Genomic DNA, 24,517 nt, shown 5'->3' with positions numbered 1-24,517 from the left:
GGGAGAGGTACAGCGATGAGCTCCTTGCTACGTCTGGCCACGGCTGGAAGCGTGGACGACGGCAAGTCCACTCTCGTCGGAAGACTGCTCTACGACACCAAGTCGGTGCTCGCCGACCAGCTCGATGCCGTGCAGCGCGCGAGCGTGGACCGTGGTTTGTCCACACCGGACCTTTCGCTGCTGGTCGATGGTCTGCGTTCCGAGCGGGAACAGGGCATCACCATCGACGTGGCCTACCGGTACTTCGCTACGCCCCGGCGCAGCTTCGTCCTCGCGGACACACCGGGACACGTGCAGTACACCCGCAACACGGTCACCGGGGCCTCGACGGCACAGCTGGCGGTGTTGCTGGTGGACGCGCGCAAGGGCGTCATCGAACAGACCCGCAGGCACGCGGCCGTGCTCGCGCTGCTGGGTGTGCCGAGGCTCGTGCTCGCCGTCAACAAGATCGACCTGATCGGCTACGACGAGGCCGCCTTCGAGGTGATCGCCAAGGAGTTCGCCACCCACGCAGCCTCGCTCGGCTACAGCGAGGGCAGTGTCCTGACGATTCCGGTGTCCGCGCTGCACGGCGACAACGTCGCGAGTTCCTCGGACAAGACGCCCTGGTACTCCGGTCCGACGCTGCTGGAGCATCTGGAGTCCGTGCCGGTGGCACCGGACCCGCACGACGCGGCCTTCCGGCTGCCGGTGCAGTACGTCATCCGGCCGAGGACGGCCGAGCACCCCGACTACCGGGGCTACGCGGGACAGGTCGCGGCGGGGACCGTGCGGGCAGGCGACGAGATCGTCGTCCTGCCGCAGGGCCTGCGCAGCACGGTCGAACGGGTGGACACCGCGGACGGGCCGCTGGCCGAGGCGGGTTCCGGCAGTTCCGTCACCGTCATCCTCGCCGACGAACTGGACATCGCCCGCGGTGATCTCATCGCCGCGGCGGAGCAGTGTCCGGTCGTCACCGACGAACTCACGGCAGCGCTGTGCTGGCTGTCCGCGAAGTCCCTCACCGTCGGCTCGAAGGTGCTGGTCAAGCACGGTGCGCGCACCGTACAGGCGCTCGTGGAGGATCTCCACTCCCGGTTCGACGAGCAAACTCTGTCCACTGTGGAGTCGCCGGACTCGCTGGAGCTGAACGAGATCGGCAGTGTCCGGCTGCGGCTGTCCGAGGAGATCCCGGTGGACGACTACGCGAGCAGTCCCCGGACCGGTGCGTTCCTGGTCATCGACCCGAAGGACGGCGACACTCTCGCCGCGGGCATGGTTGGCGACCGGTTCTCCGGGCTGGGTGAGCGAGCGGCGTGAGCGGGGCAGCGTCACTCCCTCTGGTCGCCGTCGCCCACGGCAGCAGGGATCCGCGCTCCTCCGCGTGCGTGCGTGAGCTCACTCGCACCGTGCGCACCGCGGCGCCGGACATCGAGGTGCGCACGGCGTTCCTCGATCTTTCCGAGCCGAAGGTCACCGACGTGCTAGCCGGGTTGCACGCGGAAGGCCACGAGGGCGCCGTGGTGGTGCCGCTGCTGCTCGGGAGCGCGTTCCACGCACGCGTCGACCTGCCCGCGCTGGTCGAACAGGTGACCGCGACCGCGCCCCGGTTCCGGGTGTCGGTCTCGGATGTGCTCGGCATCGACCAAGGGCTGGAGGAGGTGGCGATCGACCGGCTCGCCGAGACCGGCACGGATCTCACCGACCCGGGGCTCGGCGTCGTGCTCGCCGCGGTCGGTTCCTCCAACTCCGCGGCGAACGACGCCGTCGTTCGGCTGGCGCGCCGCTGGCAGGCTCGGCATTCGGTGGCGGGTGTGGCGCCCGCCTTCGCCAGTACCAGTCCCGGCGTGCCCGCCGCGATCGCTCGCTTGCGCGCCAGGGGCGCACGACGCTTCGCCGTCGCCTCCTGGTTCCTCGCACCGGGGCTGCTCCCCGACCGGATCGCTGCGCTCGCGGGTGACGTGGACCCCCGTATTCCGATCGCGGCGCCACTCGGCGCCGAGCCCCGGGTCGCCGACCTGGTCCTGCGGCGGTACCACCAGGTCACGAGCTCGGCCGTCCGCACCGCCTGACGTGCCCCCGGGGTGTCCCCAATGCCACATTGGGGACACCCTGCGGTTGTGCCAGAGTGACGCCCATGGCTGATGAACTGGTGCATTACGCGGTTGACGCCGGGGTGGCGACGATTACTCTCGACTCGCCGCACAACCGCAACGCCCTCTCCGCGCAGCTGCGCCGCGAGCTGCTCGCTGCGCTCGCCGCGGCGCAGGAGGACCACGCTGTCCGGGTTGTCGTGCTCGACCACACGGGCCCGGTCTTCTGTGCGGGGATGGACCTGAAGGAAGCTCGCGGCGCCGGAGCCGGTGACCAGGGCGTCAACGAATTCCCGCAGATCCTGGAGCGGATCTGGACGAGCCCGAAGCCGGTGGTGGCCAAGCTGGCAGGCCCCGCGCGGGCGGGTGGTGTCGGTATGGTCGCCGCCGCGGACATCGCCGTTGCGGTCACCGACGCCACCTTCGCGTTCACCGAGGTGCGCATCGGCGTGATCCCGGCGGTCATCTCGGTCACCGTGCTGCCGCGGCTGACCCCGCGCGACGCCCACGAACTGTTCCTCACCGGGGACACCTTCAGCGCCGAGCGCGCGGCCCGGATCGGCCTGATCAACTCGGCGGTGCCGGCCGAACAGCTGGACGACGAGGTGGGCCGTTTCGTGACCTCGCTGTCCCTCGGGGGCCCAAAGGCGCTCGCGGCGACGAAGGAACTGCTGCGGTCGGAGAAGGCGCCCAGCATGGCAGTGGCGTTCCAGCAGATGATCGAGACATCGGCCCGCTTCTTCGCCAGTGAGGAAGGCCAGGAGGGCATCACCGCCTTCGCGCAGAAGCGCAGGCCCAACTGGGTCCCGGAGAGCTGAGCCTGCCGGATCCGCCCGGTCAGCCGTCGGCGAGCAGTACGACCAGCCTGCGATTGACCGGGCGGTCGCCGTTCGGTGCCAGTGCCCGCTGGGCGTCGGAGAGCACGCCGTGGATCGCCAGGTACCCCTTGGGATCCGCACGCTTGAGCACGTCGGCGGCCACCCAGATCAGCACATGCTCGCCCTCGGGAAGCCAGGACAGATCGGTGAGCGAGTCGTAGAGCGCGTCGAGATTGCGGCCGAACCAGCTCGGAAAGGACAGTGCCGCGGCGATCGCGTCCATCGTGGACGCCTTGCTGGAATTGGCCCCCGTGTCAACCACATGCGGATACGCACCGCGTGCGCGAGCTCGTGCGACAAGCGTCCCGGCGTCGTTGTCCCCCACGGCACTCACCGCTGCGGGTCCACGACGACGAACGACGAGTAGTGGTCAGCCGTGTAGTACAGCTCGGCGGACTCGCCGGTCACCAGCCGGCGCGCGCCGCGGTCCTGGCTGCCCGGCGTCGGCACCGTGTACTCGTGGTAGTAATCAGGTTCCTTGAGTGGCAACAACTTCTCCCGATTTCCGAACACGCTCCCGTCCTTGCCCGGATACGGGAACGGGCCGTCCTGCTCAATCAACTCCCAGGTCTGCCGCGCCTCCTCCGGCAGTGCGGAGAGTGGCTCCACCCGCAGACCTGACTCGACGCCCGGCACAGTACTGCCGGTGTCCCCGGCTCCGTTTTCGGCCCCGACGACGTCCTGGATCAGCCAGCCACCGAGGACGAGGACCAGCAGACCGATCAACGCCGCGGTGATCCGCCTCCGGTTCAGCACCGCGTCACCCCGCCCTGTCCGTCCGCGCGTCGTCACGCGGAGTCGTGTTCTCGTCCCACCGGTCGGTGCCGATCCAGGTGGCGACCCGGTCGACGATCCGGCTCAGCAGCCACACCAGTGCCAGGCACAGCGGAATCAGCACCGCCATGACCAACACGAACTGCACGGGGAACCAGCGCTGCACGAGCCACAGCTCCAGCGCGTCCCACCACTCGGCCAGTCCATCGAGCACGAGTGTGAGCCTACGCCGGGGCTACTGCCAAACAGGTGACGGGCCGGTAGGTTGGCCGCATGTTTGCCGTGTACGCGAAGGAACCAAACCAGGACGACCCGCTGGCCTCGCTCGTCGTCGGCGAACGACCCGAGCCGGAGGTGCCCGAGGGCTGGGTGTCCGTCTCGGTCAGGGCGGCCAGCCTGAACATGCACGACCTCTGGACCCTGCGGGGTGTCGGCATCAAGCCGGAACAGTTCCCGATGATCCTCGGTTGCGACGGCGCGGGCGTGCTCGAGGACGGGACCGAGGTCGTCCTGCACTCGGTGATCAACGCCCCTGGCTGGCAGGGCGACGACACTCTCGACCCCAAGCGCACCCTGCTCACCGAGAAGCACCAGGGCACGTTCGCCGACCGGGTCGTCGTACCCGCACGCAACGTCCTGCCGAAACCCGCCGGCCTCTCCTTCGCCGAGGCCGCGACCATGGGAACCGCGTGGTTGACCGCCTATCGGATGCTGTTCGTCAAGTCCGGGCTGCGCCCGGGGCAGACGATGCTGGTGCAGGGCGCTTCCGGCGGTGTGTCCACCGCGCTGGTCCAGCTCGGCAGGGCGGCGGGAATGCGCGTCTGGGTGACCGGGAGGTCCGAGGAGAAGCGAGCACTCGCCGAAGGGCTGGGTGCGCACCAGAGCTTCGAGTCCGGCTCCCGGCTTCCGGAGCGGGTCGACGCGGTGTTCGAGACCGTCGGCAAGGCGACGTGGGGTCACTCGGTGCGGTCCCTCAAGCCGGGCGGCATCATCGTGGTCTCCGGCTCGACGAGTGGCCCGGACGCGAACGCGGAGTTGCAGCGGGTGTTCTTCCTGCAACTGCGGGTATCAGGCTCGACGATGGGCACCAGGGACGAACTCGCCGACCTGCTCTCCTACGTGGAACTGACCGGGATCCGCCCGCAGATCGGCGCTGAACTTCCCTTCTCCGATGCTGCTCAAGGGTTCGAGGACATGCAGCGCGGCGCCACGGCTGGAAAGATCGTTTTCCGTCAAAAATAGCTCTGACCAGCACAGACGCCTTGTTGACACCACGTCGATACCGGTTTGTGATCCACAACTTAGCGGGCTCGGCCGCAAGTTCTTGGCTAACCTGAATGGATGACCGCGAAGTGGCGGGAGGCATCGCCTGATCCGGCGAGCCACGACGAGGCCGACCCGGCCGAGGTACGGGTCGGCTACCGCCGCTATGCGGGCGTCCGGACCAGGGTGCTGGAAGTCGGCCGCGCCGACTCCCACCAGCACCACGGTCACACGGGCAGGCGGAGGGCCGGTCGGCTGACCGGCAGGCGCGCGGCCACCCGGCCGAGCGCGCCGCGGCTGGTCCTGCTGCACGGCTACTGCGACAACGCCGACACCTGGAACTCGGTGCTCGCTGAACTGGGTGCCGCGGGCCACAGTGCCATCGCCGTCGACCTCCCCGGGTTCGGTGAGGCGGAAGCACTGCGGCCCGGCCCGCTCCTGCCACAGCTGGACACGTTCACCGCGGCGATCGTCCGCGAGCAGTCCGTCCTCGGCAACGTGGTGCTCGCGGGCAACTCGCTCGGCGGCACCGCGAGCCTGCGGGCCGCACAGAACCAGCGGCTGCCGATCGCCGGGGTGGCCTCGATCGCCGCCCCCGGTCTCGTGGACTCCTGGCTGGTCCGCACCGTCGGCCGCTATCCGTTCCCACTGCGGCTGTACAACGCCCTGCCGGTGCCGGTGCCCGGCTTCCTCGTGCGCACGGTGGCCGAGCAGGTGGTCCCCCGGCTGCTCTACGCCGACAGTTCGGCTGCCGAACGCGAACAGGTCCGGCGGTTCGTCGAATTGTTCCCCGACTACCGATCCACCAAGACCCGGCTGGAGCAGGCAAGGCAACTGGTCGGCGAACTGGCGGACGCCTACCGGCTCGACGAGATCCAGGCACCCCTGCTCGTGGTCGCCTGCGGCAAGGACCGGTTGGTCAGCGCCGCCGCCGGCAGGCGGCTGCACTCGCTGGTGCCGCACAGCAGACTGCTGCTGCGGGAGGACTGGGGCCACTGCCCGCAGCTCGACGACCCGACCGCGATCGCGGAACTGCTCGCCTACTTCGCGGCGGGCGCACAGCGCGGAGGTCCCCAAAGCACTGGTGCCCTGCGTGGGGCGCAGCCGGTGGACATCGGCGAGGAGCGCGGCGCGGCCGGATAGGACCTGGCCAGGACGACGGGGGGTCAGCCGAGCACCCTGCGCCCACCCCGTTCGACCGCCTCCCGCGCCTGCTCCCGTAGCCGGTCGATGATCTCCCCGGCCGGGCCCGCATCGGCCAGTGGATACGTCTGCCCGGCCCACAAGGACATCGCCTCGGGGTCTCCCGCTGCCGCGGCGGCCGCCCTGATCGGCTTGCTGAGGTGATGGACCTGCGGGTAGGCGGCGGGGGCATGCGGCGAATGCTCGCGCAGGAACCGGTTGACCAGCCCTCGTGCCGGCCGTCCGCTGAACGCCCTGGTGACCGCGGTCTGCCTGCCCGCGGCACCGAGCGCGTCCCGATACGGCTGCGCGGTCCCCGCCTCGTCCGCACGCAGGAACGCGGTCCCCAGCTGTGCGGCGACGGCCCCAGCCACCAGCACGGCGGCAACGTCCGCGCCATGCACGAGGCCACCAGCGGCGACGAGTGGCAGGTCGGTCTCGGCCGAGATCAGCCGTAGCGCCGCGAGCAGACCGTAGAGCTCGCCGCCGGCCGGGTCCTGCGGGTCGTCGGTGAAGACCCCGCGGTGCGCGCCAGCCTCGAAGCCCTGGACGCACAACCCGTCCACCCCCAGCGCCGCGGCCTGCCGCGCCTCCGCCGGGTTGGTGACGGTCACCAGAACCTTGCTGCCCGCCTCGTGCAGTCTGGCCACGTCCTCGGCGAGGGGAGCGCCGAAGGTGAACGACACCACCGGGACGCCGCTGGCGACGACCAGATCGAGCTTCGCCGGGTAGACGTCGTCGTCCCAGCGAGGGGTTCCCGCCTCCACGCCCAGCCGCCGGGCCTCAGGGCCCAACCGCTCCGCGTAGGTGCTGACATTCGAGCCGGAGCGGACACCGGGGACGAACAGGTTGACCCCGAACTCCGCGTCGGTGAGGGACCGGGTCCGCTCGATCCGCTCGGCCAGCGACTCGACACCCAGATATCCGGCCGCCAGAAACCCGAACGCGCCTGCCCTGCCTGCCGCGGCGACCAACTCGGGCGTGGACGGACCGCCGGCCATGGGAGCGACGAGCACGGGGAAACGCAGACTTTCGAACATGCTGCACAGCGTACGAAGTGCCGCCACGCCACCGACGACCCCGCCCTCCTCACGCTACGTGGGGCAAGAACCCACCGGAATCACGGTGACGCTGCCGGCACTCACTCGTTCGAGGCCAGTCCGCTTCGTGATCGAGCAGCGGTGCTACTTCTTGCCCTTGCCCTTGTCCGACGGCGTCTCGGTGGACAGCGCGGCGACGAAGGCCTCCTGCGGCACTTCGACGCGCCCCACGGTCTTCATCCGCTTCTTGCCCTCCTTCTGCTTCTCCAGCAGCTTGCGCTTCCGCGAGATGTCGCCGCCGTAGCACTTGGCGAGCACGTCCTTGCGGATCGCCCGGATCGTCTCCCGCGCGATGATCCGCCCACCGATGGCGGCCTGGATGGGCACCTCGAAGTGCTGGCGCGGAATCAGCTCGCGCAGCCGGGTGGCCATCCTGTTGCCGTAGGCGTAGGCGTAGTCCTTGTGCACGATCGCCGAGAAGGCGTCCACGCCCTCGCCCTGCAGCAGGATGTCGACCTTCACCAGGGCGGCGACCTGCTCTCCTGCCTCCTCGTAGTCCAGCGAGGCGTAGCCGCGGGTACGGGACTTCAGCGAGTCGAAGAAGTCGAAGATGATCTCGCCGAGCGGCAGGTGGTAGCGCAGTTCGACCCGCTCCTCGGACAGGTAGTCCATCCCCAGCAGCTGCCCCCGCTTGCCCTGGCAGAGCTCCATCACCGAACCGATGAACTCCGAGGGTACGATCACCGTCACCTTGCTGAGCGGCTCGTGCACCTCGGCGATCTTGCCCGCCGTCGGCCAGTCGGACGGGTTGGTGACCACGTGCTCGCTGCCGTCCTCCATGTACACGTCGTAGACCACGTTGGGCGCGGTGGAGATGAGATCGAGGTTGAACTCCCGCTCCAGCCGCTCCCTGGTGATCTCCAGATGCAGCAGGCCGAGGAACCCGCAGCGGAAACCGAATCCCAGCGCCACCGACGTCTCCGGCTCGAAGGTCAGCGCGGCGTCGTTGAGCTGCAGCTTCTCCAGCGCCTCGCGGAGCACCGGATAGTCGGAGCCGTCCACCGGATACAGGCCCGAGTAGACCATGGGCTTTGGTTCGCGGTACCCGGTCAGCGGCTTTTCGGCGCCCTTGCGCTCGGAGGTGACGGTGTCGCCGACACGTGACTGGCGTACGTCCTTCACGCCGGTGATCAGATAGCCCACCTCGCCGACCCCAAGCCCCTTGCTGGGTTTCGGTTCCGGCGACACGATCCCGACCTCGAGCAACTCGTGTGTCGCGTTGGTCGACATCATCCTGATGCGCTCGCGCGGGGTGATCCGGCCGTCCACCACCCTGATGTAGGTAATGACTCCGCGGTAGGTGTCGTACACCGAGTCGAAGATCATCGCCCGCGCGGGGGCATCGGCCTCCCCGACCGGCGGCGGCACCTGCCGAACCGCCTCGTCGAGCAGTTCCCGGACGCCCTCACCGGTCTTGGCCGACACCCGCAGCACGTCAGTGGGCTCGCACCCGATGATGTGGGCGAGTTCGGCGGCGTACTTGTCCGGCTCGGCGGCGGGCAGGTCGATCTTGTTCAGCACCGGGATGATGTGCAGGTCTTTTTCGAGCGCGAGATAGAGGTTCGCCAGCGTCTGCGCCTCGATCCCCTGCGCGGCGTCGACCAGCAGGATCGCGCCCTCGCACGCCTCGAGCGCGCGCGAGACCTCGTAGGTGAAGTCGACGTGGCCCGGGGTGTCGATCAGGTGCAGAACATGCTCGTTGCCGTTGACCACCCACGGGAGGCGGACGTTCTGCGCCTTGATCGTGATACCGCGCTCGCGCTCGATATCCATCCGGTCGAGGTACTGCGCGCGCATCGCGCGCCCCTCCACGACCCCGGTGATCTGCAGCATCCGGTCGGCCAGGGTGGACTTGCCGTGGTCGATGTGCGCGATGATGCAGAAGTTCCGGATCTGCTCCGGCGGGGTGAAGGTGGAGTCGGCAAACGTGCGCGTCACTGTCACTCGCTGGTCCTCGCGTCGGGGTTGGCAGCCTTCATCGTCCCATGACCCACCCAGGTGACTCCCGGGGTGCTGCACAACGCCTCGTCCGGTACCGGAGCCGGTCCCGGGTTCGGGTCGGGGTCATCCCCGATGCGAGGCGTGCATGGCCGTGCTGTCCTCGAAGTATGGCTACCTCACTGCACGAAGTACTGGACAGGGCGTTCGGCCATCCACGTGGTCTGCTCGGCCGCGTCGGCGGGGCGATGATGGAACGGGGCAACGGGCCGACCGAGAGCAAGGTGGTCGAGGTCGCCAAACCAGGAAGCGACGAGACCGTGCTCGTCATCGGCCCCGGTCCCGGAGTCGGCCTCGACCTCGCCGCGGCGCGGGCACGTCAGGCCATCGGCGTCGACCCGTCCGAGGAGATGCTGCGGCGTTGCCGGCGCCGCTGCGCTGCCGCGGTCGAGGCGGGCACCGTGGAGCTCCGCACGGGCACGGCCGAGGCCACCGGTCAGGAAACAGACTCGGTCGACGTGGTGCTCAGTGTGAACAACCTGATGCTCTGGTCCGACCGATCGGCCGCGCTGGCCGAACTGCTGCGGGTGTTGCGGCCGGGCGGGCGGCTGCTGCTGTCCGCCCACGAGAAGTGGCTGCCGGTGCCCCGGCACGAACTGGTGCACGAGTTCGAGACCATCGGATTCACCGACGTCCAGAGCTGGACCTGGGATCCGCCGGGCAGGGCCGCGAGCAGAGCGGTGCAACTGCGGGCGGTGCGACCGCGTTCCTGACGGCTCTACCGCGTGTCGGCTCGCAGTGGGTGGTCCTCGGGGATCTGCACCAGCACGATCCGGGTGCCGTCCGGGTCGGCGATCCAGGCCTCGTCCAGCCCCCACGGCTCCCGCTGGGCCGCACGCACGATCGGGACCCCGCGCAGCGCGAGCTCGGCAAGGGTGTCCGGGAGGTCGCGCACCTGCAGCCAGAGTGCGACGTCGGGCCCGGCCCCCTGCTCACCTTCCCCGACGACCTCGAGAAAGCCCTGGCCGAGGAAGAAGACCGTCCCGACGGGAAACTCCCGGTAGACGGCGAGGCCGAGCACGTCGCGGTAGAACTCCGTGGTCACCTGCCGGTTCCGCGGTTTCAGCAGGATCCGGCTGCTCAGCACCTCCATCGGCGCCCCTCCGTCTCGTGTCGACTCCTACCTGGACCACCGTGTTCAGGCGAACGCGATCGCCGTGATCCCGGCGAGGACGATGCCCGAGCCGGCGATCCGGCGTACCGGCTCGGCCTCACCCAGTACCCGCCAGGCTGCCAGACCGCCGAGCACGATGCTCAGCTCCCTGGCCGGGGCCACGAGACTCACCGGCGCGATACGCAGCGCGAAGAGCACCAGCAGGTAGGCGACGGGCGAGAGCACGCCGACCAGCAGGACCTCCCTGCGGTGGGTGCGCCACAGCGTCGCGGTCCCACTCGCGTCCCTGAGGGCGAACGGAGCCAGCAACGCACTCTGCAACAGAGCGGCGGCGCCGAAATAGACCACGGGTGGCCCGGTGCCCCGGGCAAGGGGATAGACGACGGAGTGATCGCCGACGGCGTAACCCCGTTGCAGCACCACTCCGTAAACGACGTGCAGCAGCGCGGTCACCGTGGAAGCGAACAGCCAGGTCCACTGTGGAGATCCTGGGGTCTGCATCAGCACGACGATCGCCAGTGGAAGGCACACCACCGCCGAAACGGTGTAGTAGAGGAAGACGAAGATGGCACCGCCACCGGGCACCCGCTTGGCCGCCAGGTTCCATCCGGCGTGCACCACGGCGGCGCCGAGGACAAGGGCGAGAGCGGCGCCGGTCATCGCGCACCGCTCCCGTCCATGCCCCTATCCCAGCAGGGCCGACGCTCGGTATCCACTGAGAACCCGTGACGCGATTCTCAGACGCTCCCTCAGATCAGCAGCAGGGTCTTGCCGAGCGCACGACGGGATTCGATCGCCGCGTGCGCCTCGGCCGCCGCGCTCAACGGAAACGTCTGGCCGATCACCGGCCTGAGCCGACCCGCCGCGGCCTCGGCGAGGACCTGCGCGGTGAGCCGTGCGTCCTCCTCCGGGTCGAACTGCACGGCCTCGATTCCCCAGAGGGTGATGCCACGTCGAGCCGCCTCCTCGGCCTCGACGGGCGCGAACTCGCCACTCGGCGTGCCGTGCGCGGAGAACCTGCCGCCGTTCGCCGTCAACGCGAACGCCGCGGCACCCACCTGCCCGCCCGCACCGTCGAGGACCAGGTCCAGGCCCCGGCCGCCGGTGGCCTCCCGCACCCGCTCGGTCCAGTCCTCCTCGGAGTAGTCGACGACGGCGTCCGCTCCCTGCGCACGGATCAGGGCCAGCTTCCGTTCCCCGCGCGCCGCGCCGACGACCTGCGCGCCCGCGGCCTTGGCCAGTTGCACCAGCAACAGCCCCAGTCCGCCGCCCGCCGCGGTGACCAGCACGCGTTCCCCCGGTTGAATCCGGCCGCGCTCGGCCAGGGAAAGGGCGGTGACGCCGTCGTGCAGCAGGGCCACCGCCAGCCGCGGGTCGACCCCGGCGGGGACGCGGTGCGCCCGGTCGGCCGCCACCGCGACCCGCTCCGCGTACCCGCCGCCGCTCAGCCGCGCGATCACCGTCGTCCCCAGCAGTGCGGGGTCGGCTCCCTGCCCCGCCGCGACCACCTCGCCCACCACGCCCCCGCCGGGAACGTACGGCGGCTGCACCGGGAAGAACTCGCCCCCGCCGCCACCGCGGACCATCGTGTCGAGGAAGAGCACGTCCGCGGCGGCCGTCGCGATGACGACCTCCCCCGCACCCGCCACCGGATCAGGTAGCTGAGCCGCCGCCAGTACCTCGGGCCCGCCGAACTTCGTTACCTGGACCACCTGCATGTCTTCCGCCTCCATCGTGTCGTTCTCCCGCCACTCACTCTTGAACCTCAAGTAACCTGGAGGTCAAGGACTGGAAGCCAGGTCACATGCCCACGCCTGCACCCTGGTGGGGCGCGATGGTCGGATCGTCGCCGTGTAAGCTGACCGGTCGTTGCCGTGTGGCGTTCCGCCATGGAGGAAAACCCGCAGTCGCCGAACCGGCGGCCGGGGCCACAACAACGCGGCAGCCATCACCACCGTCGAAGAGGAGTACCGGCATGGCCAACATCAAGTCGCAGGTCAAGCGGATCAAGACCAACGAGAAGGCGCGGCAGCGCAACCAGTCGGTGCGTTCGTCGGTGAAGACCGCGATCCGCAAGTTCCGGGAGGCTGCGGCCGCCGGTGACAAGGACAAGGCCCTCGAGTTGCAGCGTGAGGCGTCCAAGAAGCTGGACAAGGCCGCCACGAAGGGTGTCCTGCACCCGAACCAGGCCGCCAACAAGAAGTCGGCGATGGCCAAGCGCGTCAACCAGCTCTGAGCGCACGCGGCTCCGGCCGCACAGTGAGCCTGGAAAGCTGCGAGGCCCCGGCGACTCGGTCGCCGGGGCCTCGCGCTGTTCTCAACGTCGTTCGCGCGCGGCGAGCACGTCCATGATCGCCCGCTCAAGCGCGTAGTCCGGACTCGCGGCCGCGCCCTTGACCTCGGCATTGAGCCGGGCGACCACGCGCATGGCTTCAGCGAGGCCGTCCTGCCCCCAGCCGCGCGCCTGTCCCTGCGCCTTGCGGATCTTCCACGGCGGCATACCCAGCTCTCCGGCCATCTGGTTGGGATTGCCCCGCCCCGCGCCCGCGACCCTGGCGATCGTGCGGACAGCGTCGGCGAGTGCGTCCGCGACCAGCACGTGCGGCACGCCGATCTGCATCGCCCAGCGCATCGACTCCAGTGCCGCCGCCCGGTCACCGCCCACTGCCTTCTCCGCGACGACGAATCCGGTGACGTCCGCCCTGCCGCGGTGGTACTGCCGTACGGCGTCCTCGTCCACGTTGCCGCCCGAATCGGCGACCAGCTGCGCTGCCGCGGACGCCAGTTCGCGGAGATCCGATCCCACCGCGTCGATCAGTGCGAGTACCCCGGCCGCGTCGATCCGCCCGCCCGCCGTGCGGACCTCATGACGGACGAAGGCCTCCCGGTCCGCAGGACGCGTGATCTTCGCGCATTCGGTGACCTCGGCCCCGGCCTTGCGCAACGCGGCGGGCAGTGCCTTGGCCGCCTTGCTGCGTCCACCGCCGGAGTGCACCACGACCAGCACGATGCCGTCGGCGGGCTGGGCGGCGTAGGACAGGACCGCGTCCGCGATCTCCTGCGACACTTCCTGCGCGGCCTCCAGCGCGATCACCCTGCCCTCACTGAACAGTGACGGACTGACCAGTTCGGCGAGCGCGGGCGCTGTGAGTTCGGACACGCGCATCCGGGTCAGGTCGGCGGTGGGATCGGCGAGGCGGGCGGAGGCGAGAGCCGCGCGCACCGCCCGCTCGATGAGCAGTTCCTCCTCGCCGAGCACGAGGTGCAGCGGGGCGGGGGTGGCGGCTGGGACGGTCACGCGCCGATCCTCCCATGTGCCGCCGACAACGGCCGGAAGCGGTTCCGCCGTGGTCCCGAAAGCTCCGCGACAGGAGGAAATGGTGACGCGTCTCCCGATCCCGTGGCAGGAGTGCGGACAGATGTCGTACGGTGTAGGCGAGGCAGGGCCCGCGCCCGCCGACAACCGAATACCGCTCATCCAGAGGGGCAGAGGGAACGGCCCGTTGAAGCCCCGGCAACCGGCGTCAGCCTGTCATCTCGATTCCGCGAGGTAGCTGACGATCACGGTGCCAATTCCGGCCCACATCGTGGGACAGATGAGGAAAGGACCTCGCGATGACTGCAGCCCTGGGATCGAAGACCTCCACCGGCCGTGCGCTCGACCTCGGCCCCGCCGTGGAACTGGTGTCCAAGGAAGAGGGACACCGCCAGCCACTGGCCCCTGAATTCGTCTCCGCCGAGGATTTCTCCCCCCTGGAAGTCGCCTACGACTTCGGCAGGATCCGCCGCGAGGACATCGAGTCCGGCCCCCGCAACATCTGGCGCTACAAGAAGTTGTTGCCCGTCCCGTCCAACGTGGAGGAGATCCCGAACACGGAACCGGGCTGTACCCGACTGGTCCGCGCCGACCGCCTCGCGAAAGCCCTCGGTGTCCGCAAGCTCTGGGTCAAGGACGACACCGGCAACCCCACGCACTCCTTCAAGGACCGGGTGGTCGCCGTGGCGCTGGCCGCGGCGCGGGAGTTCGGCTTCGACACCCTGGCCTGCCCCTCCACCGGCAACCTGGCCAACGCCGTTGCCGCCGCCGCGGCCCGCGCGGGCTGGGACTCCGTGGTGCTGATCCCGTCCTCCCTGGAGCGGGCGAAGATCCTCACCACCGCGGTGTACGACGGTTCGCTGATCGCGGTAGACGGCAACTACGACGACGTGAACCGGCTCGCGACCCAGCTCGCCGCCGACCGCGAGACGTGGGCGTTCGTGAACGTCAACGTGCGGCCCTACTACTCGGAGGGGTCGAAGACCCTGGCGTTCGAGGTGGCCGAGCAGCTCGGCTGGCGACTGCCCGAGCAGATCGTGGTCCCGATCGCCTCCGGCTCGCAACTGACCAAAGTGGACAAGGGCTTCCGCGAGCTCGGCGAGCTGGGACTCGTGGAAGCCAGCCCGTACAAGATTTTCGGCGCACAGGCCACCGGCTGCTCCCCCGTGTCCTCGGCATTCCGCGACGGTCATGACGTGGTGCAGCCGGTCAAGCCGGACACCATCGCCCGCTCGCTCGCGATCGGCAACCCGGCCGACGGGCCCTACGTCCTCGACGTCGTCAACCGCACCGGCGGCGCCATTGACGACGTCAGCGACGAGGAGGTCGTCGAGGGCATCCGGCTGCTGGCCCGCACCGAGGGCATCTTCACCGAAACGGCGGGCGGCGTCACCGTCGCGACCGCGAAGAAGCTGATCGAAGCGGGCAAGATCGACCCGGACGCCGAGACGGTGCTGCTGATCACCGGCGACGGACTGAAGACACTGGACGCGATCGAGAACCACGTCGGTCCTAAGGCGACCGTGCCGCCGAACGCGGATGCGGTGAAGGCAGCCCTCGGAAAGTAACGCGGGCACCGGGCCGGGATTCACCGGCCCGGTCCCCTGCGCACCACGGAGGGCCCGGTTTCGCCGGGCACCACCGCGGTGTCCCCGCTCGTGTCGGTGCGAGCGACCAGCGTTCCATCCCCCGTGAGTACCCGAAGGGTGCGCGGACTGGGATGGCCGTAGGTGTTGTCCGCACCGACACTAACCAGCGCCACCCGCGCCCGCACCGCACCGAGGAACTCCGGCAGGGAGAAGCGGCTGCCGTGGTGCGGAATCTTGAGTATCTCGGCCCGCAGATCCGTCTCCGCCGCCAGCAGATCGGCCTGCGCGGTCAGTTCGATGTCGCCGGTGAGCAGGACTCTGCCTGCCTCGGTCGTGGCGACCGCCACGACCGAGGAGTTGTTGATACTCGTCCCGTCCTGATCGGCGCCGGCTTCCGTAGGCGGAACGTATCTCGGGCCGATGACCTCGATGTCCAGCCCCGGCCAGCCGAACCGATCGCCGGTGGCGAGTTCGAGCAGCGGAACCTGGTGTTCCGCCGCCAGGTCCGCGACCTCCCGCCATGCCCAGTCCGGTGTCCGCCCCGGCCCGAGCGCGATCCCACCCACGGCCCTGCCCTCGAACACCGAACTGAGGCCGCCGATATGGTCGGCGTGCAGATGGCTGAGGACGATCAGGGGCACCCGGTCCACGTCGAGCCGATCGAGGCAGCGGTCCACCGGACCGGGCCGGGGCCCGGTGTCCACCACGACCGCGCGTCCCCGCTCCCCGGTCGTGAGTACGACGCCGTCACCCTGCCCGACATCACAGGCCACCACCGACCAGTCCGAGGGCGGCCATGTGGGCGCCACGACCCGGACCGGCACGACGACGAGCAGCAGCACGACCAGTGCGACCGCAAGCCCTGTCCGTACCGGCCGGTAACGCAACGCGACGACCGCCGTGGCGACCGTGAGCGCGGCGAGCAGACCACCCCACCAGCCCGACGGCCATGGCACCACGGCGCCGGGAACGGCCGCCGCCTGCCTGGCCACCAGAATCAGCCAGTCGACGCCGGGACCGGCGATCCGCACGAGCAAGCCTGCCCCGAACGGCCAGGGACCCGCGAGCACGCTCACCGCGACCCCGAGCACCGTCACCGGAGCCACCACAGGGGCGGCCAGCACGTTCGCCGCGACGGCGACAGCGCTGAGGCTGCCTGCCATGCCCGCCACGATCGGCGCCGTCACGAGAAACGCCGCGAGCGGCACGGCAAGGGCGGCCGCGACCACTGCGGGCACGCCCCTGCGGCGCATCCGCTCCGTCCAGCGCGGTGCCACGAGCACGAGCCCCGCCGTCGCGACCACCGACAGGGCGAAGCCGAAGTTCACCGCCATTCCTGGGTCGTGCAGCACCAGACCGACCACCGCGGCGGCCAGCGCAGGCAGGGCGGAACCGTCGCGACCGAGCGCCAGCGCGAGCAGCCCCACCGCGCCCATCACCCCGGCGCGCAGCACCGTGGGTTCCGGGCCGACGAGGACGACAAAGCCGACCAGCGCCACACCCGCAGCGCCGGCCCGCAACCGGGGCCCCACCCTCGCCGCACGCAACAGCAGCAGAATCGCCCCGCAGACAACCGTGATGTTGGCGCCGGACACCGCCGTCAGGTGGGACATCCCCGCATCGAGGAACTCCTGCTCCACCCGTACCGACAGTTGGCTGGTGTCGCCGACGACGAGCCCGGGGAGCAATCCCGCCGGCTCGTCCGCCAGCACCGAGGCCGCACGACGCAGGGACGCGCGCATCCTGTCGGCGCCGCGCTGCCACCAGGACGCGCCACTCACCGCCCCGGGCGGCCCTCGAACGAAACACACCGCGACCGTCAGCTCGGCTGGGCGAGCCTGCGTCAGTCCGCAGTGGACAGTGAACGACTGCCCCGGCAGCAGACCGGACCAGTGGACGGCATTCGCGATCAGCAGCACCCTCCCCCTGCTTGTCAGTGCGGCGCCGGCCCGCATCGCGGACTCCACCCGCACCACGACCAGCACCGACCTCGAACCACCCTGCTGCCCCGCGTAACCGGTGGAGCGCACCGGGCGCGGACGCTCGGCCACCTCCGCCCGCAGCACCACCTCCGCACCCTGGCCAGCGGCCACGCGCAGGGGATCCTGTTGCGCCCGCGCCACCTGGACCGTCACCAGCAGTGCCGCGACCACACCGCACACCGCCAGCGCGGCAGCCGCCGTGGCTGATCGCCCCGGCCGTTGCTCGCCGACCGACCTGCCCAGCCAGAGCGCGCCGAGCAGCGCGGCTGCCGAGCCGCACAGCAGCGCGGCCCACCACCCCCACAACAATCCCAGCAACGCCGCGAGCCATACGGCACACGCAGCGGGCAGCAGCCGGAGATCGGGGCCCGCCCGCGAGGTGTCCGCACGGCGTGTCCCGCTGTCGATCACCCCACACTCACCTGGTCACGCAGCCGCGACAGCCGCGTGTCCCCGATCCCCTCCACCTCACGCAACTGTTCCACCGAGGTGAACGCCCCGTGTTCGGTGCGCCAGTCCAGGATGCGCCCGGCGGTGACCTCCCCGATCCCGGGCAGGTCATCGAGTTGCTTCGCGGTCGCCGTGTTGAGGTCGATCTTCGCCTGCGCCCCGGGCGGACCTCCACCAACCGCTTCCATCGGCGGAGAGACCGGCAGGCCGACGTGGATCTGCTCGCCGTCGGTCAGCTTGCGCGCCAGATTCACCGAAGCCAGGTCCACTCCGTCCTGCGCGCCACCTGCCGCTTCGACGGCGACCGCGACCCGTGACCCGGCAGGGACGGTGACCAGTCCCGGCTCACGCACCTTGCCGACAACACTCACGACCACCGGCTCGTCCGCCTCGGGTTTGACGGGTGCACCCGATTCCGCCGGCACGGTGGCGCGTTCTCCGGCGAGCGGCAGTGGTGGGGGCGCCTCGGCGCCGGGACCGCCTCGGATCAACACCACGGCGAGCACCACCGCACTCAGGACACCCAGCAGCGCGGCGATGGTGACTCCCCGGCGTCGCCCCGGACCACGCGTACTCGCCATGGAGCCGGGCAGCCACCGGTCGACCATCCGGCCGAGCGCTCCGGAAACCGGTCCGTCCCGCTCTCGGTGCTCGCCGTGCTCGCCGTGCTCGCGACCCTGTCCGCGCTCGGCGGCCTCGGCCTGGTTCTTCAGGTGGAGGAGCCTGCTGTTGCTCGATGATTCGTTCGACACGAGGCCCACGCTAGGAAGCGGCGAAGCCGGGTGGACAGCCTCAATCCGGCAGGCTGTGGACAACTCGGTACCCGTGGACAACTCGCGGAAACGATAGGCACTCAGCGTCGGTCTGAGAATCCGTGACGCGATCGCGTCGCCAGGACGTGCCTCCGGCCAAGCGGGTTCATGCGCATGCTTACGGCGGCCAGTTCGGCTCTCACCGGCGCCGTCAGTCTCCCGCCGTGCGCTGGACCACGATCCCGAGCACGCCGGGCCCGGTATGCGCACCGATGACCGCGCCGATCTCGGACACGACACACCCGCCTGAGCCCGGCAGCCGGTCCTCCAGCCGGTTCGCCAGCTCCACCGCCCGCTCGGGTGCCGCGAGGTGGTGGACCGCCAGTTCGGGACTGCCTTCCCCGGCGGCCTCCACAGCGAGATCGACCAGTCTCGCCACCGCACGGTTCATCGTCCGTACCTTTTCCAGCGGCCGAATCTGCCCGTCGTCCATGCGGAGCACCGGCTTCATCGCCAGCGCGGTTCCCAGCAGGGCGGCGCCGGGACCGATCCGCCCGCCTCTGCGCAGATGCTCCAGTGTCTCCACCGCGAACAACGTCTCCGAGCGTGCCGCCGTCCGCACGGCGACCGCCTCGACCTCGGCGCTGTCCGCCCCGTCAGCCGCGGCGGTGGCCGCGTGCAGGGCCGCGAACCCGAGCCCCATGGCGGTGGTGCGCGAGTCGACCACCCGCACGATGTCCGGCCCGACCTCCTGCGCGGCGAGCACAGCCGCCTCCCAGGTACCGGACAGGTCCCGGGAAAGGTGGATCGAGACCACACTGTCCGCACCGTCGTCGAGAGCGGCTCGGAACGCCGCGGCGAACTCCCCTGGGGTGGGCCTGGAGGTCGTCACGATTCGTCGTTGCCCGAGCGCCTCGGCCAGCGCGGCGGGCCCCACGTCGGTGCCGTCGAGCGCCGCGATGCCGTCGATCAGGACGTGCAGCGGCACCACCCTGATGTGGTGGCGCTCGGCGAAGCCCTCCGGCAGATGGGCTGTGGAGTCCGTGACAACTGCGACCGGCACCAGCTCAGCCTACGTGCCGTCCCGGGTGAGCAGCGGGGTGATCAGCTCCGCCATGGCAGCGCCCACCGCCCGGTGCCCGTCCCAGCCCCAGTGCATTCCGTCCGGATTGCCGTGGCCGCCCAGCACGTGCGACCCGACCACGGTGGGCAGATCCAGCAGCGGCACACCCGCCGAACTTCCCCACTCCGTCATGGCGGCCGCCGTCCGGTGACGCACCGTGTGGACATAGCCGTAGGACGCGGCCCGGTGGACCGAAGGCAGCCAGCCCACGATCGGCAGTTCGGGACGCAGCACGCGCAGTGCGTCGACGGCCGTCCGCAGGTAGTGCACGGTCAGTTTGGTCGGCAGTACGGCAGGCCTGCCCCGCAGTGCGACGGCGAGCCTCGGCTGGGCACGCAGGTAGGCGCCGCGCGCGGTCCTGCGCAGCCCGGCGGGGCGCAGGTACCGCAGCCCGGTTCGCAGGTAGGTGGGCAGGGGCGAGGGAAGGGTGTCCATGCTGCCCACCGCGAGCACGACGACATCGGCGTGGTGCAGATCCGCCCAGACGCGCGGGTCGCCGGTGAGCGACCACCACGCGTCACGCGCCGTCCAGCCGATGCCGCCGACGAGGTCGGCGGAGCCGCCGAGGGCGCGGGCGGTCACGTTGGGCCAGAGATCCGGCTCGTCGGCCGCGTGCGCGCCGTCGGGACCGTGAAAGCTCAGCGAGTCGGCGAACACCAGGATCCGTGGTGAGGCACCCCGGTCCCCCACCGGCACTTGACCCTCTTCGGCTGTCGCGCTCATGTCCTAGCCGGTCATGCCGGCGTTGTACGCGTGCAGGCGCCAGGCGCCGTTTCGCAGCCCCAGTTCGACCCAGTGGCAGTTGCCGATGCCGCCGAGGACCGGCCAGCTCGCGACGGGCAGGCCGACCAGGCGCGCGGTGAGCGCGAGAATCAGACCCCCGTGGGCAGCGAGCAGGACGGTTTCGCTCGGCTCCTCGGCCGTGTGCAGGTCGGCTACGACCTCCACCGCCCGGTCGGCGACGTCGACGCGGGACTCACCCCCGGGCGGGGCCCAGGTGGAATCGAGCCGCCAGCGTTCCCGCTCGCCGGGCGAGCGTTCGTCGACCTCGGCTCCGGTCAGGCCCTGCCACTCGCCGAGATGTGTCTCCCGCAGGCGCTTGTCGATCCGCAGCGGAACGCCGATCGACTCGGCGAGGACGGTGGCTGTGTCGGTGGCACGGCGCAGGTCCGAGGCGATGATGAGATCCGGCTGGAACCTGGCGAGCGCGGGCACCGCGAAGCGTGCCTGGTTCCAGCCCACCTGGGTCAGCGCGGAGTCCAGGTGCCCCTGCATCCGGCCCGCGGCGTTGTAGTCCGTCTCGCCGTGCCGCCAGAGGACGAGGCGCCGCAACGTCACCGTTCCTCGTGCCCCTCGCCTGCCGACACCCCGTCACCCTGCTCCGGGCCGGGACCGAGGTCCAGATCCGGAACCTCGATGCGCGGGCAGTCCTTCCACAACCGCTCGAGACCGTAGAACGAGCGCTCCTCGTCGTGCTGGACGTGCACGACCACGTCCACATAGTCGAGCAGTACCCAGCGTCCCTCACGGGCGCCCTCACGCCGGACCGGCTTGTGCCCGGCCCCGCGCAGCTTCTCCTCGACGTTGTCGACGATCGCGCCCACCTGGCGCTCGTTGGGCGCGGAGGCGATCACGAACGCGTCGGTGATGACCAGTTGGTCGGACACGTCGAGAACGACGATGTCGCTCGCCTTCTTGTCCGCCGCCGCGTGGGCGGCCGCCGTCGCGAGGTTTCGTGCTTCGGCCGTCGCTGCCACAGTGCTCCTTCAGGTATTGATATGCCCCGAGCAGCCTACCCGTCCGCCTCCGGAGTCGCCCCGGCCAGGCTGTTCCCCGTCCGGGCGGTACAACTTGCGCTTGGCTATGTACCGGACGACGCCGTCGGGCACGAGGTACCAGACCTGCTCACCCCCACGCACCCGTTCCCTGCAGCCGCTCGAGGAAATGGCCATCGCGGTGACCTCGACCAGGCTGACCTTGCCGCTGGGCAGATGGTGGTCGTTGAGGTGGTAACCCGGACGGGTGACACCGATGAAATGCGCGAGATCGAAGAGTTCGTCCGCGTTACGCCAGGTCAGGATCTGTTCCAGCGCATCGGCACCGGTGATGAAGAACAGTTCGTCGTCGGGAAACTCGGCGTTCAGGTCCCGCAGCGTGTCCACCGTGTAGGTTTGCCCACCTCGGTCGATGTCGACCCGGCTCACGGAGAACACCGGGTTCGACGCCGTCGCGATGACGGTCATCAGGTAGCGGTCCTCGGCCTTGGTGACGACCCGGTCGGACTTCTGCCACGGCTGCCCCGTGGGCACGAAGATGACCTCGTCGAGGCAGAACCGGTGCTGAACCTCGCTGGCCGCCACAAGGTGGCCGTGATGCACGGGGTCGAAGGTGCCACCCATCACCCCGATGCGACGTGTCGACATGGTCCGAGCGTAGCTCCCAGAACACAGGGTGACCCGCCACGCCTGGTCGCGTAGCGAGGTGCCGCCGAGCGAAGCGAGGCCACCGGCAGAGCGCGTAGCTCCCAGAACACAGGGTGACCCGCTACGCCTGGTCGCGTAGCGAGGTGCCGCCGAGCGAAGCGAGGCCACCGGCAGAGCGCGTAGCTCCCAGAACACAGGGTGACCCGCTACGCCCGGTCGCGTAGCGAGGTGCCGCCGAGCGAAGCGAGGCCGCGGTATCGATCGTGTCGTCGAGGCAGCCGCGGCGAGGCCGGTCGGTGCGATGCGGTAGACGTGGACACGTGGACACCCAAACCCTTCGCGAACGCGCCGACATACTGCTTCGGGCACTGGCAGGTGCCGACGCGATCCTGCGTGCGGACCAGTGGACGGCGATCGAGGCCCTGGTGGCACAGCGCCGCAGGGCACTGGTCGTCCAGCGCACGGGGTGGGGGAAGTCCGCGGTCTACTTCCTGGCCACCGCACTCCTGCGGGAACAGGGCAGCGGGCCGACAGTCATCATCTCGCCCCTGCTGGCGCTCATGCGCAACCAGATCGCCGCCGCCGCCAGGGCAGGTATCCACGCCGCGACCATGAACTCCGCCAACGCCCAGGAGTGGGACGTGGTGCAGGCGCAGATCGCAGCCGGCGAGGTCGACGTTCTCCTGGTCAGCCCCGAACGGCTGAACAACCCCGATTTCCGGGACTCGGTGCTGCCCAAGCTCACCGCCTCCGCCGGTTTGCTGGTGGTCGACGAGGCACACTGCATCTCCGACTGGGGGCACGACTTCCGCCCGGACTACCGCCGGCTGCGGACACTGCTGGGGGATCTGCCCCAGGGCGTGCCGGTGCTGGCCACCACGGCCACCGCCAACGACAGGGTGGCCACCGACGTCGCGGAGCAACTCGGCATCGGCACCAGCGAATCGGGCACGGGGACCCTGGTGCTGCGCGGCCCGCTGGACCGCGAGAGCCTGCACCTGGCCGTCGCCTCGCTGCCGACGGCGGAATCGCGCCTCGCCTGGCTCGCCGACCATCTTGGCGAGCTCCCCGGTTCCGGCATCATCTACACACTCACCGTCGCCGCGGCCCAGGACGTGGCGAGTCTGCTGGCCGAGCGCGGCTACCCGGTCGTGGCCTACACGGGCAAGACGGATCCGGCGGAGCGACAGGCTGCCGAGGACGACCTGCTGGCCAACCGGGTCAAGGCGCTGGTCGCGACGTCCGCGCTGGGCATGGGCTTCGACAAACCCGACCTCGGTTTCGTGGTGCATCTGGGGGCGCCGTCCTCACCCATCGCGTACTACCAGCAGGTGGGCCGCGCGGGCCGCGGCGTGCGCCGCGCCGAGGTGATCCTGCTGCCGGGCAGGGAGGACGAGGAAATCTGGCGCTACTTCGGCTCCCTCGCCTTCCCGGAGGAGCAGCGCGTGACCGAGGTCCTGGACACGCTGTCGGCGGCGCAGCGGCCGCTGTCCACCGCGGCGATCGAACCGACGGTGGAGTTGTCCCGCTCGCGACTGGAGATGGTGCTCAAGGTGCTCGACGTCGACGGGGCGGTCCGCCGCGTGCGCGGCGGTTGGGAGGCGACCGGACAGGACTGGCAGTACGACGAACGCCGCTACGAGCGCGTGCGGCAGGCGCGTGCCCAGGAACAGCGCGCGATGCTGGGCTACATCGCCACCGAAGGCTGCCGGATGGAGTTCCTGCTCCGCCAGCTCGACGATCCGCACGCCGCGCCGTGCGGGCGGTGCGACAACTGCACGGGCAACAGGTGGTCCACCTCCGTGTCGGCCGAGACGGCGGACGAGACGAGACGCAGCCTGCAGAAGCCGGGTGTGGAGCTGACGTCACGCAAGCAGTGGCCGACCGGAATGGCCGCGCTCGACGTCCCCCTGTCCGGTCGCATTCCCAAGGGAGAGCAGGCGGCGACCGGCCGTGCGCTCGGCAGGCTGACCGACGTCGGCTGGGGCAACCGGCTGCGTGACCTCGTCGGCATCAGAGCGGAGGACGGGCCCGTTCCGGATCCGGTGTTCCAGGCCTGTCTCTCGGTGCTCGCGGCCTGGGACTGGACCGAGCGGCCCGTCGCGGTGGTGGGTGTCGCCTCGCACACCCGCCCCACGTTGGTGCAGGACCTGACGCAACGGCTGGCGCAGGTCGGCAAGCTCCGGTTCCTCGGCATGCTGGAGTCCGCGGGCCCACCGCCGCGACGGGCGAACAGCGCGCAACGGCTCGCGGACCTGTGGGGCCGACTGTCGCTGCCGGACAGCCTCCGGGCCGAGTTGTCCGATGTGAACGGTCCGGTGCTGCTCGTGGACGACGTGGTCGACACGGGCTGGACGGTCACCCTCGCCGCCCGCATGCTCCAGAGCGCGGGCGCGCCCGCGGTACTCCCCTTCGCTCTGGCCAGCGCCTCCTGACCCAGCCCCCGGCTTGGAGCGTCCGCAAGTACCACCAAGCAAGATCCACACCAGCGCTAACCCACT

Annotated in this window: 25 protein-coding genes and 1 riboswitch; of the genes, 9 read left to right on the top strand and 16 right to left on the bottom strand. The window is 70.3% G+C overall.

Annotated elements, in window-relative coordinates; genetic code table 11:
- Nucleotides 1–15: 15 nt before the first annotated feature.
- From BM199_RS13885 to BM199_RS13875, 3 genes are all read left to right on the top strand, one after another.
- Nucleotides 16–1,299, top strand: coding sequence for a sulfate adenylyltransferase subunit 1 (locus BM199_RS13885; protein WP_091673524.1), 1,284 nt, complete (start codon nt 16–18; stop codon nt 1,297–1,299).
- Entirely contained in the window at nt 1,296–2,051 is a 756-nt protein-coding gene (locus BM199_RS13880) for a sirohydrochlorin chelatase (RefSeq protein ID WP_091673522.1), read from the top strand. Before BM199_RS13885 ends, BM199_RS13880 begins: the two co-directional genes overlap by 4 nt.
- 65 nt (nt 2,052–2,116) lie before the next feature.
- Nucleotides 2,117–2,890 (top strand): enoyl-CoA hydratase-related protein, encoded by a 774-nt coding sequence (locus tag BM199_RS13875; RefSeq protein WP_091673520.1) that lies wholly within the window; start codon nt 2,117–2,119, stop codon nt 2,888–2,890.
- 19 nt (nt 2,891–2,909) lie between these two features.
- Here BM199_RS13875 and BM199_RS13870 read toward each other — a convergent pair whose 3' ends face one another.
- Genes BM199_RS13870 through BM199_RS13860 form a run of 3 tightly spaced genes read right to left on the bottom strand, consistent with a single transcriptional unit; the run spans nt 2,910 to nt 3,938 of the window.
- Entirely contained in the window at nt 2,910–3,275 is a 366-nt protein-coding gene (locus tag BM199_RS13870; protein WP_091673737.1) for a barstar family protein, read from the bottom strand.
- 5 nt (nt 3,276–3,280) lie between these two features.
- Entirely contained in the window at nt 3,281–3,706 is a 426-nt protein-coding gene (locus BM199_RS13865; RefSeq protein WP_091673518.1) for a guanyl-specific ribonuclease, read from the bottom strand.
- A gap of 4 nt (nt 3,707–3,710) precedes the next feature.
- A complete protein-coding gene (locus BM199_RS13860; RefSeq protein ID WP_091673516.1) occupies nt 3,711–3,938 on the bottom strand; it encodes a hypothetical protein in 228 nt (75 codons plus the stop codon).
- A 59-nt stretch (nt 3,939–3,997) separates the two neighbouring features.
- Here BM199_RS13860 and BM199_RS13855 point away from each other — a divergent pair, with 59 nt between their 5' ends.
- Complete coding sequence (locus BM199_RS13855) at nt 3,998–4,966, top strand: quinone oxidoreductase family protein (RefSeq protein WP_091673514.1); 969 nt, start codon at nt 3,998–4,000, stop codon at nt 4,964–4,966.
- 99 nt (nt 4,967–5,065) lie between these two features.
- Nucleotides 5,066–6,130, top strand: a complete 1,065-nt coding sequence (locus tag BM199_RS13850; protein ID WP_091673513.1) for an alpha/beta fold hydrolase — start codon at nt 5,066–5,068, stop codon at nt 6,128–6,130.
- Between the two features lie 23 nt (nt 6,131–6,153).
- On the opposite strand, the gene BM199_RS13845 is transcribed toward BM199_RS13850, so the two are convergent.
- On the bottom strand, nt 6,154–7,209 hold the full coding sequence (locus BM199_RS13845; RefSeq protein WP_091673736.1) for an NAD(P)H-dependent flavin oxidoreductase: 1,056 nt from the start codon (nt 7,207–7,209) through the stop codon (nt 6,154–6,156).
- 144 nt (nt 7,210–7,353) lie between these two features.
- Nucleotides 7,354–9,213, bottom strand: a complete 1,860-nt coding sequence (gene lepA / locus BM199_RS13840) for a translation elongation factor 4 (RefSeq protein ID WP_091673511.1) — start codon at nt 9,211–9,213, stop codon at nt 7,354–7,356.
- 164 nt (nt 9,214–9,377) lie between these two features.
- Between lepA and BM199_RS13835 the strand changes: the two genes are divergently transcribed.
- On the top strand, nt 9,378–9,980 hold the full coding sequence (locus BM199_RS13835; RefSeq protein ID WP_091673510.1) for a class I SAM-dependent methyltransferase: 603 nt from the start codon (nt 9,378–9,380) through the stop codon (nt 9,978–9,980).
- A gap of 5 nt (nt 9,981–9,985) precedes the next feature.
- Here BM199_RS13835 and BM199_RS13830 read toward each other — a convergent pair whose 3' ends face one another.
- The 3 genes from BM199_RS13830 to BM199_RS13820 form a co-directional block, all read right to left on the bottom strand.
- Nucleotides 9,986–10,360: a VOC family protein gene (locus BM199_RS13830; protein ID WP_091673508.1), complete on the bottom strand. Its 375-nt coding sequence runs from the start codon at nt 10,358–10,360 to the stop codon at nt 9,986–9,988.
- Between the two features lie 45 nt (nt 10,361–10,405).
- Nucleotides 10,406–11,041, bottom strand: coding sequence for an EamA family transporter (locus tag BM199_RS13825; protein WP_091673506.1), 636 nt, complete (start codon nt 11,039–11,041; stop codon nt 10,406–10,408).
- A gap of 89 nt (nt 11,042–11,130) precedes the next feature.
- A complete protein-coding gene (locus BM199_RS13820) occupies nt 11,131–12,150 on the bottom strand; it encodes a zinc-binding dehydrogenase (RefSeq protein WP_342741711.1) in 1,020 nt (339 codons plus the stop codon).
- A gap of 206 nt (nt 12,151–12,356) precedes the next feature.
- On the opposite strand from BM199_RS13820, the gene rpsT reads away from it, so the two are divergent.
- Nucleotides 12,357–12,617, top strand: a complete 261-nt coding sequence (rpsT, locus tag BM199_RS13815; RefSeq protein ID WP_091673504.1) for a 30S ribosomal protein S20 — start codon at nt 12,357–12,359, stop codon at nt 12,615–12,617.
- 81 nt (nt 12,618–12,698) lie between these two features.
- Here rpsT and holA read toward each other — a convergent pair whose 3' ends face one another.
- Nucleotides 12,699–13,679 (bottom strand): DNA polymerase III subunit delta, encoded by a 981-nt coding sequence (gene holA / locus BM199_RS13810; RefSeq protein WP_091673503.1) that lies wholly within the window; start codon nt 13,677–13,679, stop codon nt 12,699–12,701.
- A 173-nt stretch (nt 13,680–13,852) separates the two neighbouring features.
- A riboswitch (SAM riboswitch) is annotated at nt 13,853–13,984 on the top strand.
- Between the two features lie 12 nt (nt 13,985–13,996).
- Between holA and thrC the strand changes: the two genes are divergently transcribed.
- Entirely contained in the window at nt 13,997–15,265 is a 1,269-nt protein-coding gene (gene thrC / locus BM199_RS13805) for a threonine synthase (protein WP_091673501.1), read from the top strand.
- A gap of 20 nt (nt 15,266–15,285) precedes the next feature.
- Here the strand turns inward: thrC and BM199_RS13800 are convergent, their stop codons facing one another.
- The 7 genes from BM199_RS13800 to nadD form a co-directional block, all read right to left on the bottom strand.
- Nucleotides 15,286–17,679, bottom strand: coding sequence for a ComEC/Rec2 family competence protein (locus BM199_RS13800; protein WP_245788350.1), 2,394 nt, complete (start codon nt 17,677–17,679; stop codon nt 15,286–15,288).
- Nucleotides 17,676–18,470 carry a ComEA family DNA-binding protein gene (locus tag BM199_RS13795; RefSeq protein ID WP_245788349.1) on the bottom strand — a complete coding sequence of 265 codons (795 nt, stop codon included), beginning with the start codon at nt 18,468–18,470 and terminating at the stop codon, nt 17,676–17,678. Before BM199_RS13795 ends, BM199_RS13800 begins: the two co-directional genes overlap by 4 nt.
- Before the next feature lie 211 nt (nt 18,471–18,681).
- Nucleotides 18,682–19,533, bottom strand: coding sequence for a DegV family protein (locus BM199_RS13790; protein ID WP_091673500.1), 852 nt, complete (start codon nt 19,531–19,533; stop codon nt 18,682–18,684).
- Nucleotides 19,534–19,542: 9 nt separating this feature from the next.
- A complete protein-coding gene (gene octT, locus BM199_RS13785) occupies nt 19,543–20,316 on the bottom strand; it encodes a diglucosylglycerate octanoyltransferase (RefSeq protein ID WP_091673498.1) in 774 nt (257 codons plus the stop codon).
- Nucleotides 20,317–20,319: 3 nt separating this feature from the next.
- The gene (locus BM199_RS13780) at nt 20,320–20,931 is read right to left on the bottom strand and encodes a histidine phosphatase family protein (RefSeq protein ID WP_091673497.1); all 612 of its coding nucleotides are present in this window, start codon (nt 20,929–20,931) and stop codon (nt 20,320–20,322) included.
- Entirely contained in the window at nt 20,928–21,350 is a 423-nt protein-coding gene (gene rsfS / locus BM199_RS13775; RefSeq protein WP_245788348.1) for a ribosome silencing factor, read from the bottom strand. Before rsfS ends, BM199_RS13780 begins: the two co-directional genes overlap by 4 nt.
- A gap of 9 nt (nt 21,351–21,359) precedes the next feature.
- On the bottom strand, nt 21,360–22,016 hold the full coding sequence (gene nadD, locus BM199_RS13770; RefSeq protein ID WP_245788347.1) for a nicotinate-nucleotide adenylyltransferase: 657 nt from the start codon (nt 22,014–22,016) through the stop codon (nt 21,360–21,362).
- A 320-nt stretch (nt 22,017–22,336) separates the two neighbouring features.
- Between nadD and BM199_RS13765 the strand changes: the two genes are divergently transcribed.
- Nucleotides 22,337–24,451 (top strand): RecQ family ATP-dependent DNA helicase, encoded by a 2,115-nt coding sequence (locus tag BM199_RS13765; RefSeq protein ID WP_091673495.1) that lies wholly within the window; start codon nt 22,337–22,339, stop codon nt 24,449–24,451.
- The last annotated feature ends 66 nt before the right edge of the window (nt 24,452–24,517 follow it).

This window comes from Amycolatopsis marina (assembly GCF_900111885.1).
In the GTDB taxonomy this organism is placed as follows: Bacteria; Actinomycetota; Actinomycetes; order Mycobacteriales; family Pseudonocardiaceae; genus Amycolatopsis; species Amycolatopsis marina.
This window is presented reverse-complemented; position numbering and strand designations above follow the sequence as displayed.